The 16,861-nt window shown below is 43.7% G+C and carries 8 protein-coding genes; 3 read left to right on the top strand and 5 right to left on the bottom strand.

Going from position 1 to position 16,861, the window contains the following annotated elements:
- Positions 1 to 325 precede the first annotated feature (325 nt).
- The 3 genes from focA to pflA all read left to right on the top strand — a co-directional run bounded on the left by focA (position 326) and on the right by pflA (position 4,452).
- A complete protein-coding gene (gene focA / locus LG381_RS18515; protein WP_175119213.1) occupies positions 326 to 1,183 on the top strand; it encodes a formate transporter FocA in 858 nt (285 codons plus the stop codon).
- Between the two features lie 54 nt (positions 1,184 to 1,237).
- Positions 1,238 to 3,520 carry a formate C-acetyltransferase gene (gene pflB / locus LG381_RS18520; protein ID WP_001292820.1) on the top strand — a complete coding sequence of 761 codons (2,283 nt, stop codon included), beginning with the start codon at positions 1,238 to 1,240 and terminating at the stop codon, positions 3,518 to 3,520.
- A gap of 191 nt (positions 3,521 to 3,711) precedes the next feature.
- Positions 3,712 to 4,452, top strand: a complete 741-nt coding sequence (gene pflA / locus LG381_RS18525) for a pyruvate formate lyase 1-activating protein (protein WP_000111043.1) — start codon at positions 3,712 to 3,714, stop codon at positions 4,450 to 4,452.
- Positions 4,453 to 4,574: 122 nt separating this feature from the next.
- Here pflA and bcsC read toward each other — a convergent pair whose 3' ends face one another.
- From bcsC to LG381_RS18550, 5 genes are all read right to left on the bottom strand, one after another.
- Positions 4,575 to 7,682: a cellulose synthase complex outer membrane protein BcsC gene (gene bcsC, locus LG381_RS18530; protein WP_225762743.1), complete on the bottom strand. Its 3,108-nt coding sequence runs from the start codon at positions 7,680 to 7,682 to the stop codon at positions 4,575 to 4,577.
- A gap of 112 nt (positions 7,683 to 7,794) precedes the next feature.
- The gene (bcsB, locus tag LG381_RS18535; protein ID WP_225762744.1) at positions 7,795 to 10,116 is read right to left on the bottom strand and encodes a cellulose biosynthesis cyclic di-GMP-binding regulatory protein BcsB; all 2,322 of its coding nucleotides are present in this window, start codon (positions 10,114 to 10,116) and stop codon (positions 7,795 to 7,797) included.
- A gap of 44 nt (positions 10,117 to 10,160) precedes the next feature.
- Positions 10,161 to 12,275: a UDP-forming cellulose synthase catalytic subunit gene (gene bcsA / locus LG381_RS18540; protein WP_225762745.1), complete on the bottom strand. Its 2,115-nt coding sequence runs from the start codon at positions 12,273 to 12,275 to the stop codon at positions 10,161 to 10,163.
- 84 nt (positions 12,276 to 12,359) lie between these two features.
- The gene (locus LG381_RS18545) at positions 12,360 to 13,700 is read right to left on the bottom strand and encodes a GGDEF domain-containing protein (protein ID WP_225762746.1); all 1,341 of its coding nucleotides are present in this window, start codon (positions 13,698 to 13,700) and stop codon (positions 12,360 to 12,362) included.
- A gap of 3 nt (positions 13,701 to 13,703) precedes the next feature.
- A complete protein-coding gene (locus LG381_RS18550) occupies positions 13,704 to 16,052 on the bottom strand; it encodes an EAL domain-containing protein (protein ID WP_225762747.1) in 2,349 nt (782 codons plus the stop codon).
- Positions 16,053 to 16,861: the final 809 nt, after the last annotated feature.

Below are 16,861 nucleotides of genomic sequence, written 5' to 3' on the forward strand. Positions count from 1 at the left end.
ATATATTTGCATTAATAAAATAATTGTAATTATAAAGTTAAATATCGGTAATTTGTATTTAGTAAATACGATCGATATTGTTACTTTATTTGTCTGATGCTCCCTTTTAATTAACTGTTTTAGCGGAGGATGTGGAAAAAATTCAACTCATTTGTTAATTTTTAAAATTTATTTTTATTTGGATAATCAAATATTTACTCCGTATTTGCATAAAAACCATGCGAGTTACGGGCCTATAAGCCAGGCGAGATATGATCTATATCAATTTCTCATCTATAATGCTTTGTTAGTATCTCGTCGCCGACTTAATAAAGAGAGAGTTAGTGTGAAAGCTGACAACCCTTTTGATCTTTTACTTCCTGCAGCAATGGCCAAAGTGGCCGAAGAGGCAGGTGTCTATAAAGCAACGAAACATCCGCTTAAGACTTTCTATCTGGCGATTACCGCCGGTGTTTTCATCTCAATCGCATTCGTCTTCTATATCACAGCAACTACTGGCACAGGCACAATGCCCTTTGGCATGGCTAAACTGGTTGGCGGCATTTGCTTCTCTCTGGGGCTGATTCTTTGTGTTGTCTGCGGAGCCGATCTCTTTACTTCTACAGTGTTGATTGTTGTTGCCAAGGCGAGTGGGCGCATCACCTGGGGTCAGTTAGCGAAAAACTGGCTGAACGTCTATTTTGGCAACCTGGTCGGCGCGTTGTTATTTGTGCTTTTAATGTGGCTTTCCGGCGAGTATATGACCGCCAATGGTCAATGGGGACTTAACGTCCTACAAACCGCCGACCACAAAGTACACCATACTTTTATTGAGGCTGTCTGCCTCGGTATCCTGGCTAACCTGATGGTATGCCTGGCGGTATGGATGAGCTATTCTGGCCGCAGCCTGATGGACAAAGCGTTTATCATGGTGCTGCCGGTCGCGATGTTTGTTGCCAGCGGTTTTGAGCACAGTATCGCAAACATGTTTATGATCCCGATGGGTATTGTAATCCGCGACTTCGCATCTCCGGAATTCTGGACCGCTGTCGGTTCTGCACCGGAAAATTTTTCTCACCTGACCGTGATGAACTTCATCACTGATAACCTGATTCCGGTTACGATCGGTAATATTATCGGCGGTGGTTTGTTGGTTGGGTTGACATACTGGGTCATTTACCTGCGTGAAAACGACAGCCATTAATGGTTGTCGAAGTACGCAGTAAATAAAAAATCCACTTAAGAAGGTAGGTGTTACATGTCCGAGCTTAATGAAAAGTTAGCCACAGCCTGGGAAGGTTTTACCAAAGGTGACTGGCAGAATGAAGTAAACGTCCGTGACTTCATTCAGAAAAACTACACTCCGTACGAGGGTGACGAGTCCTTCCTGGCTGGTGCTACTGAAGCGACCACCACCCTGTGGGACAAAGTAATGGAAGGCGTTAAACTGGAAAACCGCACTCACGCGCCAGTTGACTTTGACACCGCTGTTGCTTCCACCATCACTTCTCACGACGCTGGCTACATCAACAAGCAGCTTGAGAAAATCGTTGGTCTGCAGACTGAAGCTCCGCTGAAACGTGCTCTTATCCCGTTCGGTGGTATCAAAATGATCGAAGGTTCCTGCAAAGCGTACAACCGCGAACTGGATCCGATGATCAAAAAAATCTTCACTGAATACCGTAAAACTCACAACCAGGGCGTGTTCGACGTTTACACTCCGGACATCCTGCGTTGCCGTAAATCCGGTGTTCTGACCGGCCTGCCAGATGCTTATGGCCGTGGTCGTATCATCGGTGACTACCGTCGCGTTGCGCTGTACGGTATCGACTACCTGATGAAAGACAAACTGGCACAGTTCACCTCTCTGCAGGCTGATCTGGAAAACGGCGTAAACCTGGAACAGACCATCCGTCTGCGCGAAGAAATCGCTGAACAGCACCGCGCTCTGGGTCAGATGAAAGAAATGGCTGCTAAATACGGCTACGACATCTCTGGTCCGGCTACCAACGCTCAGGAAGCTATCCAGTGGACTTACTTCGGCTACCTGGCTGCTGTTAAGTCTCAGAACGGTGCTGCAATGTCCTTCGGTCGTACCTCCACCTTCCTGGATGTGTACATCGAACGTGACCTGAAAGCTGGCAAGATCACCGAACAAGAAGCGCAGGAAATGGTTGACCACCTGGTCATGAAACTGCGTATGGTTCGCTTCCTGCGTACTCCGGAGTACGATGAACTGTTCTCTGGCGACCCGATCTGGGCAACCGAATCTATCGGTGGTATGGGCCTCGACGGTCGTACCCTGGTTACCAAAAACAGCTTCCGTTTCCTGAACACCCTGTACACCATGGGTCCGTCTCCGGAACCGAACATGACCATTCTGTGGTCTGAAAAACTGCCGCTGAACTTCAAGAAATTCGCCGCTAAAGTGTCCATCGACACCTCTTCTCTGCAGTATGAGAACGATGACCTGATGCGTCCGGACTTCAACAACGATGACTACGCTATCGCTTGCTGCGTAAGCCCGATGATCGTTGGTAAACAAATGCAGTTCTTCGGTGCGCGTGCAAACCTGGCGAAAACCATGCTGTACGCAATCAACGGCGGCGTTGACGAAAAACTGAAAATGCAGGTTGGTCCGAAGTCTGAACCGATCAAAGGCGATCTCCTGAACTACGATGAAGTGATGGAGCGCATGGATCACTTCATGGACTGGCTGGCTAAACAGTACATCACTGCACTGAACATCATCCACTACATGCACGACAAGTACAGCTACGAAGCCTCTCTGATGGCGCTGCACGACCGTGACGTTATCCGCACCATGGCGTGTGGTATCGCTGGTCTGTCCGTTGCTGCTGACTCCCTGTCTGCAATCAAATATGCGAAAGTTAAACCGATTCGTGACGAAGACGGTCTGGCTATCGACTTCGAAATCGAAGGCGAATACCCGCAGTTTGGTAACAACGATCCGCGTGTAGATGACCTGGCTGTTGATCTGGTAGAACGTTTCATGAAGAAAATTCAGAAACTGCACACCTACCGTGACGCTATCCCGACTCAGTCTGTTCTGACCATCACTTCTAACGTTGTGTATGGTAAGAAAACGGGTAACACCCCAGACGGTCGTCGTGCTGGCGCGCCGTTCGGACCAGGTGCTAACCCGATGCACGGTCGTGACCAGAAAGGTGCTGTAGCTTCTCTGACTTCCGTTGCTAAACTGCCGTTCGCCTACGCTAAAGATGGTATCTCCTACACCTTCTCTATCGTTCCGAACGCACTGGGTAAAGACGACGAAGTTCGTAAGACTAACCTGGCAGGTCTGATGGATGGTTACTTCCACCACGAAGCGTCCATCGAAGGTGGTCAGCACCTGAACGTTAACGTGATGAACCGTGAAATGCTGCTCGACGCGATGGAAAACCCGGAAAAATATCCGCAGCTGACCATCCGTGTATCTGGCTACGCAGTACGTTTCAACTCGCTGACTAAAGAACAGCAGCAGGACGTTATTACTCGTACCTTCACTCAGTCTATGTAATTAGATTTGACTGAAATCGTACAGTAAAAAGCGTACAATAAAGGCTCCACGAAAGTGGGGCCTTTTTTAGCAAGAGAGCCTTTTTTGTCAGCTATCTATACTTTAAGGTAACTGCCAAAACAGACTCGACGTAGCCTTCGAGCTGCGCACCAACACGGCCTCAGATGGGCCACATCTGGAGAAACACCGCAATGTCAGTTATTGGTCGCATTCACTCCTTTGAATCCTGTGGAACCGTAGACGGTCCAGGTATTCGCTTTATCACCTTTTTCCAGGGCTGCCTGATGCGCTGCCTGTATTGTCATAACCGCGACACCTGGGACACGCATGGCGGTAAAGAAGTTACCGTTGAAGATTTAATGAAGGAAGTGGTGACCTATCGCCACTTTATGAACGCTTCCGGCGGCGGCGTTACCGCATCCGGCGGTGAAGCAATCCTGCAAGCCGAGTTCGTTCGCGACTGGTTCCGCGCCTGCAAAAAAGAAGGCATTCATACCTGTCTCGACACTAACGGTTTTGTTCGTCGTTACGATCCAGTAATTGATGAACTGCTGGAAGTGACCGACCTGGTAATGCTTGATCTCAAACAGATGAACGACGAAATCCACCAGAATCTGGTGGGCGTTTCCAACCATCGTACACTCGAGTTTGCTAAATATCTGGCGAACAAAAATGTGAAAGTCTGGATACGTTATGTCGTAGTACCTGGCTGGTCTGACGATGACGATTCAGCTCATCGCCTCGGTGAATTTACTCGCGATATGGGTAACGTCGAAAAAATCGAGCTCCTCCCCTACCATGAGTTAGGCAAACATAAGTGGGTGGCGATGGGCGAAGAGTACAAACTCGACGGTGTGAAACCACCGAAAAAAGAAACCATGGAGCGCGTAAAAGGGATTCTTGAGCAATATGGTCATAAGGTGATGTTCTAAAACATCATATTTCGACCTGGGGCCCTTCCTTTAGTAGTAATGAGTAAATCAGCGTTGAGAACATGCTCGACGCTGATTTACTGGACTTAATTTCCGAGATTTAACCTTCTGATTCTACCTCGTTACCAGTCGGCGTAAGGTATCAGCGGCTGCGGCGGTAAATCCATGTCGCCCTGCCATCCGGCGGCGGAATACCGCACGTAGAGCAGGAAATGGCTTGGCGCATAATCTTTCGCCTGCTGGATATCGATTGCCGTGCCGACAAACCAGTTGGACGTGACCCGACGCTCAAGTAACGCCCGCGCCGTGTAGCCAAAGCCCTGACTGCTGCCGCCGTCGTTGGTCTGGCTGGCGGCATCCTCTTTCCAGTCCGTCGGGATCAGGTTCATCAGCGGATAACGCGGCATGGTTTTGGTGCGCGAATGCGACCACGAGCCAGACGCGCCCAGCTCCCATGACCAGTTTTCCGTCCGCTCACGCCACATCACCGGTATGGCAAACGACAGGTATTCCTGCGGGCTGTAGTAACCGCCCTGACCGAGTGAGTACCCACTCAGGTCTTTGTCGTAATGCCAGATCATATTGTTCAGGCCAACAGTGACGCGGCGATTATTCTGGTTGATGACCTTATAGTAATAGCCCGTCATCCAGCGCACGCGCCAGTTATCTTCGACATTTTTGCCGGTTAACTGGTCGCCGCTAAGGGATGCCCAGACGCCGTTCGCTTCACCTTTATCGTAGCTCAGACTCAGCCCCACGCCATCGGCACGCACGCCGCCCCATTTTTTCCCGGTATTACCCGGGGAGTCTTTCTGCCCACCAAAGGCCAGTAACGAACTGGAGATGGGGCGACGATGGGCGTTAACGGTGTAACCAAGCGGCCCGATATCATCGCTGTAACTGATGCCGCCGACCACATCCACCACGTTGAAGCCCATCGGTGTGGTGCCGATATCCCAGCTCCAGACGTCATTTCGCCAGCCGACCGCCACGCTGGCGCCGGAATCCGACTGGCTGCGGTTGCCGCTACAGTCCTGCAACGTACAGGTGCCCCAGTTGTTATCCCATTTACCCTCGGCGTCGGCGGAAAAACTGCCGACGTTCATATTGACGAAATCACTGCGAAAGAACATCCGTCCGTCAGAATACGGTGCATCCACCTGCAACATGGTGGTGTGCGCTTTCAGGTCGGAATAGCCACCGGTGCCGCTCGATCCCCAGTAGTCGTGCTCCAGGGTGACGTTAAGATCCTGCTGACGATAGAGATCCGCCGCATCGCTGCGCACGCCGCGCTTCAGCCAGTCGTCCTTCTCATCGTTACGGGTCAGACGGGTAAAGGTGTCGTTATCCTGCGGACGCGTCGTGGTCACACCGGATGCGACCATCGCGTCTTTGTAGGTTTCCAGCGCCTGCTCCGGATCGCCCGCCTGCGCTTCAAACCCTGCACCATCACGCAGTACCATCGCACTTTCCATCGACGGCGGCTGAGATTTTGCCTGCGGGATCAGCTTGTTAAACGTCTGCTGCGCCGCTGCGGTATCGCCAAGCTGCGCCTGTACCAGCGCCACGCGCCGCTGTGTATTCAGTGAGGTATTGTCGGTGGCGGGCAGTTTCGCCAGCTGACTGCGTGCCGCCGCTTTGTCACCGGCGGCGATATCCACTTCCGTCAGGCCAAGAATGGCATCAACGTTAGCTGGCTCCCGCGTCAGGACATTCTGATACGCCGCGCGGGCGGCGGTGTCATCACGTCGCTGCTGTGCCCAGTCGGCCAGGGTGAGGTCAATGCGCGTGGACGGTGGCTGCTGGCGCAGCATCGCTTCCGCTTCTGCCTCTTTACCGCTTTCACGCAGGCGGCTGGCGGTTTCCAGTACCTGATCGCTTTGCAGGCGGTTTGCCAGTTCCTGAATATTGCTGTTCCACTGCGCGCGCGGCAGGCTGTTGATATGCGCCAGCGCGGCTCTGTCCTGGTCGTGACCGGAAAGATACAGTCCGTAAGCGTAAACCTGCTCCGGGTCGTTCGGCTTCTGTTGCGCCAGATTGCGCATTAACGTATCGGCCTGGCTGCGTTGTCCGGCCTGCCAGAGATCCTGCGAAAGCCGGTAAGTAATCCACACACTGCCGGGATCGAGCGCCAGTCGCTGACGCTGAAGTGCTGCCGCCTGCGCCCATTTACCCTGATTTTCCAGTGCCTCCGCCTGCTGTGATAAGCGGTCGTTTTGCAGGCTGCGTTCGATGTCATCAACGCTGCGCCGCTGGCTGGCAGAGAGCGAGGCAATAAACGCTTCGGCTTTTTCCGGCGACTGCTGGCGATAAAGATTCGCCAGCCCGCGCACGGCGTTAGTGTTGCCGCTGTCCATGCGCAGCGTCTGCTGGTAATAGCGTTCAGCGGCGGGATAATCTTTGCGCGCCATCGCCACATCGCCCAGCCCCAGCACCGCATAGCTGTCGGCGTTATCGACATTGCGCGCCTGCTGGAACAGGCGTTCTGCCCGGTCGGGATTATTGGCTTTCAGCGCAGCATCGCCCTGCTGGATCGCCAGCCAGTAGCGATTCACCTTCAGCAGACTGTTCCATTTGTCGTTGTTGCTGCTGTGCGGATCCAGCGCGAGGGCTTTTTCCAGATTCGCCACCGCATTAGCGCGATCGCCATTCTGGGAATACGCCTGCCCCAGCGCCCCAAATATGGCACCAGAGTCAGGATTATCAATATTAAGTATTTTCAACTGACGAATCGCTTCGTTGCGACGGGAGGCAATTTGCGTCATTGCCCCCCAGTATTCCAGCGCCATTTCGATATCTGGCGGTGCCCCGTTAAATAGCTTGTCGTAACTGTCGATAGCCTCTTTATGTCGCCCGGAGATAGCTTGTAAGCGTGCCATTTGCAGTGCCTGACGCCCCTCAGGCGAAGAAAGTCGCATGGCCGTGCGCGATGCTTTATATATTTTTGAATCAGGAGCGAGCAGGGAAAGTCTGGCAAGTTGTTTTTGCGCGCCTTCAATATCCCCCTTACGCAGCAGATAGCGAAAACGCGCCGCAACGACATCTGGATTATCAGGTTCCGCCAATTCAAGACGATAAAGCGACTGTTCGACCAGATCTTCACGATGAATGTCTTCGCCTAACCGAATCTGCGCCATTAACAGCTTGTGTGCAGTTGGTGTGGCTTTCGCCATCGACATTACCGCCAAACCAAGGGATATTGTGAGTAAATTTAGGGTGAATTTGTACATGCCTGCCTCAATCAGGTGTTAACTCACTTTTTATTAAAAACAGAACGGGCGCAGCTCCCTGCCTGTATAAAGTCAGGACAGAATGGAGCCGCAAAATAGAAATGATGATGAATTACTGTTGATGAGGGTTCAGACGACGGCGACTAATGTTACGTAACAGACTCCATACTACCCACGCCAATAGCACCACACTGAGAGTTGCCAGCACTGCCAGTAGAATGGGGTGTCTGGCTAACACATATTGCACTCGTTCAATCCAGGGGAGATGCCCAACGTAATAAGTATCTCCAACCTGTAAACTATTGACGCCAGATTCGCGAATAACCGCGACTGAACCAAAAATATTGCCGCGTTTTGTACTATTAATTAACGCATTGTTGAGTAGCGTATCTCCGCGTGATCCCTCGGACATTAAAGCAATTACGCTGCGTTGGGTATGATATGGAGACTGAAAACCAACTATCGCCGCCATTGGCAATGGGGAATTTATAGTTGTTTGTATTTCAGGTTTTTGATCGTTTTTATCTGCCATAATTTTTGCGTAATCAGTGTTCCGCATTGGGCTTTTTACCCAACTTGTTGTTGCCTCAATGAGCAGATTAATTTGCTGTTTATCTGCAAATTCTTGCGGAAGTGTTCCTATAAGCAGAATATCTGAATCCTTACCCTGGACAGAACCTATATCATCAGTAATTGTCAGATTAATTGCCGGAAATCCAGTTTGAGCACCAATCAGTCCAAGGGTATTTAATAATGTTTCAACTTGCGTTGTACCAGGATTTTCAGGCATAACCACAACCGTTTCTGATAGATCGGCCATGCGGCTAAATGGAAAGCCTGAGCTGGCAAAAGCGCGTAAATCTGGCATTGCGATAAAGTGATGGTACTTTGAAAAATCGATAGTGGAATCATCTGCAATAACCGCATGATTTTTTAGAGGCCTGGAAATAATACAGCTATCAGCATCAGAACGCGGCATTGTATTAATGTACTCAAAATTAAATCGCAATTGATTAAGCGCCCCCAACGTCAGCGCAGGAATGGTAATTCCATTATTACCATCCAACAATTCTTGCAATAACGGTAAACGTAACAACAATCTATCGGTAGCAGATTGCGGACTTAGCCGGAAAGATTCAAGGTACTGGTTATTAAGGCTGACATCCATGCGTGAACCACCTATCGTTGGCGTGGTATAGCGATAGTTAATCTTCATATCAACCCCACGATTACGCAATAGAAAAAGATCAGGTGGCAAATTAAATGAAACATTAATTGCCGCAGACTCCAGGCCACTTGCCTGTAACTGCCCTTCATAATTTTTAAGCTCTGCGAAAGTTACAGGACGGTCAGTGCGTACCCAGTTTGGCGCATCATAAGGTTTACGCGGCAGTAACGGCGTCACTTCATTTACGATCACACTATCGCCGCGAAAAAGTATATTTCCCTGTGCAAGGCCTTTTGCCGCCTGTAATAAATCTTTGTCATCGCGGCCCAAAAGTACCAGCAATTTGATAAAAGGATTTTGTGGATGACTGATCATTTTAATAACAGGTGCATTCACCAACGGATGCTCGCGCAGAAAGTCCGGGCGTCTATTGTTAGTGGCAAAGACCACTGCATTACTTTCCGGTAACTGGTTATAGAAAACCGGAAATCGGTGACCACGCCAGCCAGATTGCGCACCAAACCACGAAGCGACAATAGCTGATGCCTGCTGCAAACCAGTCTCAGGAGTACCGGCAAAAACCATCGGCAATGTATTAGTGCGGTTATCTCGCGGGTCAAAAAACGGTACAGGAAAATATGAAAGATCATTTTTCAGATTAAGTCTCTGAAATACCAGTTCAAGTTCACTGGTACGTCCAATATCAAGCCACAAATTGCTGCTGGTCGGGTTTTCACAGGCGCTCTGGTAGTGACTAATTAATTCGAGGCGCAAGCGATTAAAATCAGAAAAATACAATGGGTTAAGAGTTATTTCCGCCAGCGTTTTCTTTCCCAGTTGTTCTTTGGTAATCGGCAATACCCCCATCAACTCGTCATTAAGATAGACCTTAAGCTGTGACTGGACAGGGATCAGCGACGGTGATGGTGTGTATTCAAGTTTTAGTTTCGCTTCTGATACTATTTCATCGCTACGCATACCAAACTCAATTTGCCCCTGTGGGTTAACGCCATTCAGGACTATGTTTCCTGGCGCTGGTGCGATTTGTGTAAATGGGAGTTTAAAATGGCGAGACGACTCTTTCGCATAAGCAGAGATATTTGTCTTCTGGATAGATGGTAATACTTCTCCAGAGGAAGACTTACTGATTACTGTATCTGTAGCCGATGCTGTATTTGCCTGGTAAAAACATAATAACCCCAAGCCAATTATCGCAGCACTTAATCTCAAAAATTTTCTTTCCATTTTAAAAAATTCAACAACCATAATAAACACAAACAATATATTTAATTAGCAGTCAGAAATTAGAACTAACTTTTGGAACTGCTTTTCAGCGTCCGCAGAATATAAAAAACCATATTGCAATAACCTTTCAGAGAGATGAAACATATTTCAAAAAAACTCTTTAGAATATTGTCCCGTCTAATTTTATTATTCCACTCTTGCCATAATGAATCACGAGAAAACGTTGCTCTTACATAATTAACACTTTGTTCATAACTCATTGGCATAATCTTCAGACCAATTTTATTATTGTAAGCATGAACTATTTCTACCGGAATATCACATTTCCCGTTGCTATCATCCAGATAAAGAGACAATTGCTGTGCTTTAAGCATATCTTTTACGTCGGAGATATTATCAAGGATTACACCTAATCCTCCTTCGGAAAAATCAAGAACAGAACAAGGATAGCGCCGTCCATCATCCAGTTGTATAACGCCCTTGAAAGAAACATCAATACGGGGAGAAAAACGCACCTGCTTTTGTTCAATAGAAACAGCCAAAGTTGCGCCAATAATAATTGTATTATAAAATAGCCAAATCAAACAAAAAAAATTCAGGATGGCGATATGCCCTTGCAAACTATAAACATTAATAACACCTATTATCAGCCCGATTACATTTAAAATAGCAAAAATAAGATAGGGATAGGAAATTCGCCAGTCAACAAACTTATTTTTTATCAGTCCCCCTTTGGCCGTAACGTTAAAACGACCTTTTGCTGGCGCAAGTAAAGCTACAAGCGTTGGTAGCGTAATATACCAGGCCAGAACCATTTCATAAATCTCATTCCAGAATGAATGTCTGTATTTACCTTGTACTCTTGAATTAGTTAAAATAATAACAAATAGATAAGGTAAAACATAAGACATAATATCTGCAACTGATGCATCGATCAGATTGACCGAAAAGAAAATAGGACATAACGGTGCGAACAAGAAAATCAGGCGTGGCACACCTGATAAAAAATGCATCATGCTGCTGAGATAGCAAAGGCGCTGTGATAATGTCAGCCCCTTGCCCAATAATGGATTGTCAATACGCAAGATTTGAATCATGCCTCGAGCCCACCGAATCCGTTGTCCAATATGAGCAGACAATGTTTCGGTGGCTAGCCCGGCAGCCAGAGGATAGCGAAGATACGCAGAGTTATAACCTGCACGATGCAAGCGTAACGACGTATGCGCATCTTCTGTTACTGTTTCGACTGCAATGCCTCCAACCTCATCCAGAGCAGATCTACGGATGATTGCACATGAACCACAAAAAAATGAAGCATTCCATGTATCCGTACCATTCTGGATTAATCCATAAAAAAGGTGTCCTTCATTTGGCTTTTGCCGGAACTGTCCCAAATTTCGCTCAAAAGGATCGGGGGAAAAAAAATGATGTGGTGTTTGCAACATAGATAATTTTTTATCGGCGATAAACCAGCCCATCGTTTTCTTTAAAAAAGAAACTGAAGGTATATGATCGCAATCGAAAATAGCAACAAATTCGCCATTAGCTATTTTAAGCGCATTATTTATATTTCCGGCCTTAGCATGTTCATGTGTTTCTCTTGCGACATAGTAAATTCCTGACTCGTTCGCGAATTTCCTGAACTCGTCCCTGGCTCCATCATCAAGGAGCCAGATATTTAGTTTATCCGTTGGCCAGTCTAAGGCCAACGCACCATAAACTGTATTCTTCACGACTGTAAAGGGTTCGTTATATGTGGGTATTAATATATCAACAACGGGCCATTCTTCTTTATTCTCTGGTAAGGGTATACTTTCTCGGTTCAGCGGGAAGCAAACCTGAAAGTAACCAAGTAATAAAACAAACCATGCATACGTCTCAGCAACTAATAGCGTGACTGAAAATAAACAGTCTGGAAATTCATCCAGGATTACTGAAGAAGAGTAACGCCACCATAGATATCGGGATGATATGAGTATTCCAACACCCATTAGAATCAGAGTAATCATCCTTCCTTTGAGAAAATTAAGGAAGATAGCAGCGATACAAATAATAATTGAAAATAATGTTTGTTGATAAAATCCAAGGGGCTGTTCAACAATTGATAAAAAAACAAAACATAGCAGTATAGCAACAACCAAAAGGATTTTGTTTAATATTACTTTATTTTTTATGAGCATTGCACTTAACGATTCATTAATAATATAACTTGAACTGTGTGATTTTTGTAAACATCGATGACCAATGACATGCAAATTAAAATATCAACACCACGTTATCTGTGCTCGGCCATTTTGCTTACTTTTATATAACCGTTCATCTGCCAGCAATTTCAACCGTTCAATGTTATTCATGCACTCATCTGTGCTGGCAACACCTATACTGCAACTACAATTTAACCCACCAATGGCGAAATGAACAACTCTGTGCAAAATTCTTGATAGCTTATTTTTATCTTTCTCATAATAAATAATAGCAAACTCATCACCGCCAAACCGGTATATTTCCCCTTCACGACGGGGTAACTCTTCTTTAATGATATTAACAAGTTTGATGAGTACTTCATCACCAAATAAATGACCAAACTTATCATTAATGGTTTTAAATTTATCCACATCAAATAGACACAGGTAGCCAAAACTTTTTCTCAGTATCTTGATTTCTTTATCAAAACTCCGGCGACCAGAAGCCCTGGTTAATGCATCACAAGTGCCAAAGTCATATATCTCTCGAATTGCATTAATCTCTTCCGTATTAAAGAATAGATTTTCTCCACGTAAATCATATTGATGATTCGACAATATAGATTCTTTTTCCAACCTACCCTTATTTATAATATCACGCAATAATTTAACATAATAAACATACATTATGACTGCAGATATTGCCGATGCAAAAACGAAAAACGCACATATATATAGATATTTACTTTTTTTATAGGCGACAATAAACATCATTTCTGGAAGATAAGAATACGACAGAGTGATAGCTGACATCTCAAATACTGCATCATTTATCAAAAAATCATCACCTGCGATTTTCTTTTCATTATCATTAATATCATAAAATGAGACATAGATATCTTCTCGTTCCCCTGATTGATTTCTTATCAAAGATAAATAACGTTCAGGATCTACCACTGATATCAAACTTGTACGTTTTGCAATGGGATGAGCATAATAAACATAGCACTTATTTTTTAAGCTAATAATGCCTCTTTCAAATTCATTAATTACCCGAATAGAGGAAACTATGTCGTCACAAAAATTATCCCCTTTCGTTGTAACTTTGATACATTTACCATCGCTAATCATATAAGGACCGAGATCATATAAATATCCAGGGTTTTCATAGCCAGCAAAGCTATTGCGTATTTTTTTTAACAACTCTTCTGGCGAAACCTCAAGTTCATAAAATATATTATTAGATACTGAGCGGCGATACTCAGAAACATTAGCTATTGCAAGCCCACTATCTACAATAGATACCTTCACCGAATTTATACGGCCTTTAACATGAATGGTGTACAAATAACAAGTTACTACAGCGACGCACAAAAAATACAAAAAACAGATCACTGCCGCCTTTTTTTTATATTTGAACATTGCTTATTTTCTTTTTTTCGGTTTGCTGTCTATATGCCATTCTGAAAACGGTAACGGTTTCTGGTATAAGTATCCCTGAACATGAGAAAATCCTAATTTTTGCAATTCTCTAGCCTGACTTTCAGTTTCAACACCTTCAGCTATTACCGGCATATTTTCTTCACGAGCAAGATTGGATATAAAATATACAACCTTGTTAGTTTCATCGAAAATACCAGAGGTAAACTCTGAATCAATTTTAATGCTATCAGGTCTTACTTTATAAAGTTTTTTCAGGTCAGCTAATCCACTTCCGAAATCATCAAGGGAAATCTTGATACCATTTTCTTTTAAAATATTTATATTATTGTAAAAGCTATCATTTATATCTTTTACTGCTGATTCGGTGATCTCCAGGCAGATTTGATCAGCATTTACACCAAATGCATTAATTAAAGTAAGAACACGAGTGTGGAAGTCAAATTCATTTAATTGCCAGGGAGAAACATTGATATGCAGGAGAAAATCGTTAGCAACCTCATATTCACAACTAAACACCCCAAATTCGCTAATAGCTGTTTCGAGAACAAAATCACCCAGTTCTTTAATTAATCCTATTTCTTCAGCAACAGGTACAAAAATTGATGGCGGTATTACTCCATTTTCGCAGGACAACCAGCGACATAACGCCTCCGCGCCTACAACCCTATTATTATCCATATCAACAATCGGTTGATATACTAAATAAAGCTCATTACTCGCAATCGCTTTTTTTATATTTCCTGCCACCCAGACCTTTTGATCAAGTTCATGGACTTTGATGTCATCATAAAAAATAAATTCAGATTCTTTATTTTCCCGCATAGCTGTTAATGCCAGTTTCAGTTTCCTTTCATAAATCGATACATTTTCCCCTGAAAAATTTTCGCAAATGGCAATCTTGTGGATATATATATTTCTTATGCAAAATATATGTTCAGGAAAGTTTAAAACCGATAATTTTTCGATGAACTCTTCGCAATCAGTGTGACATAGCAACAAGTATGTTTCAGTTGATATTTTTACGATATCACAATATTTTGAATATTTTTGTGATATCTTAGATTTTATATCATTAAAAATTTCATGAAATTTCTGACTCCCATATACCGCTTCAACAAACTCTAATCCATAGATGCAAAGCATACCAATTGCCAAATAGGTTTTATTATTAGTTTCAATAATAGCCTTATTAATATAAAAGCAACTTCCTTGTTCATAGGACACAAGATTAAGTAATCGGTCCATACGCTCCTTGTATTTATCGCTGATATTATTAATGATTTTTTTGAGTTCAACAATCTCACCACTGTCATTTTGCACAATATCAATTGTGTCGTTTCGATATACTGAATTAGCTAATTTTTTCAGATGTTCTATCAGTTTGCTGGATTCACCTTTGATTTTTCTTGTTATTTTTTCAACGATATACCATAATAAACAGAAACAAACCAAGCCACATAAAAACATCAGTGTAAAATATTTATTGATGTTTGTATCTTCTGATTTTTGATAGTGGAAATAATGGAATCTGACATCAGGAAGCCTGGGGAGTGAGATAACATTGTCTGTATAGTTGCCACTATTATTGATTATGTTATAACTTCCCGATAAATCACGGACAATAAGATGTAACATTGATTTTTCATTACCCACCATAATCCTTTTGTTTTGTTCCATGAATAAAATATCAGAATCACCACCCAGTTTATTTAAAAAATTACTGAAATATTTTTCATCAACATCCAGATGTATTAACTTCAAAGCAAATGAATTTTTTTCTTCTTCGGATGGTCGTAGTGAAAACGAAAAACATTTTTTTCCGGCGATACCATAACAATTATACCATGGTGACCATTTTGAATAAGTCCCCCCCGGTAATTTATTCCATGGGCGTGATTCCGGATTAAAGTAGTTATCACTGATATCACCATCGTCACCAATAAAAGGTTTACCGGGTTCTGATTGCCCCAGAAATTTTACCTCCCCATTCTCAGTTCGAATAAAGCTAAGATATTTTCCATTATTGAGCATTATCCCTACTAAATTAACCGCGTCTATTTTTTTCATGCGATGAAGGACTGCTCGCTTTATTTCATCTTCATCATGTAACAGATAGATTGCATCTTTTAATGCATCAGCCTCTTTTTCAACTTTAGAAAAAAAATTATTCAAATTGTTATTGATGAGTATAAGGTTAATCTGTGCAGAGTTTTCTGCTATTTTTTTATGGAAATCAATTGCGGTAATAAATGACAAGACAATATAGACAGTAACAGCTAATATAACCGCAGTGTTAAATCTTGAGTTTAATTTTTCGGTAATGCTATACATACTGGTGTTCTGACTAAAATGTTATCAATAGCTTTAATATAAGATCGTATAAAGTTCTGTATATTAGCCGATGTTACCCTCCTCTTTATGACTTTCTTAATTTCATTATTCCCATATAACAAATATGTCATGATGAGAAGATTACTTTTTTCTTAATTTCCACAAGTGATTATCATTCATTCTATTTTAACCAAGGTAATATTGTTATATGTAACACTCATTTTGTATCTTTCACCCACGCTACCGCCTTTCGTTAATTTTTCAACGAAATAATTTAGCCATGAAAAAATTAACTTATAACAACACAGCTACTACATCCTGCTGAGTCGTGGCTTCTACTCTATAACTATCCAAAAGTGTTATTAGTATCTATTGTGAGTAATCCTTTCTGTTTATTTATCTTTTTTGAGACATGTGTAATACGGCTCTCTGAGCCAAAAATATATTAATTAATAACCTTAAGGTAAGGTTCAGTCAGATAGTGGGCATCAAAATTTCACTGCCAGTGACTGTAATTTGTCCAACACCCTAACAGATAAATATTTTCAGGAATACGCGTTTGATAAAACAATAGATGCAACATCAGAGCACTATTTTATTTATAAAAAAAAGACTGTGAACTACACCAGGTATGAGCGGATTCTGTCGGGAGATGATTTTTGTCAGATTAAAACACTATAAAATTTCATTTTGTCAGAATATTACACCGATAAATCAATATACCATCTGCATATCCAAACAATAACCGCAATCATTCTCAGCAAATTTAACCATAATTAGCAACGTGCGAATTCATTGATGCAGATCAA

This window comes from Escherichia sp. Marseille-Q3837, from assembly GCF_916618735.1.
Lineage (GTDB): Bacteria > Pseudomonadota > Gammaproteobacteria > Enterobacterales > Enterobacteriaceae > Escherichia > Escherichia ruysiae.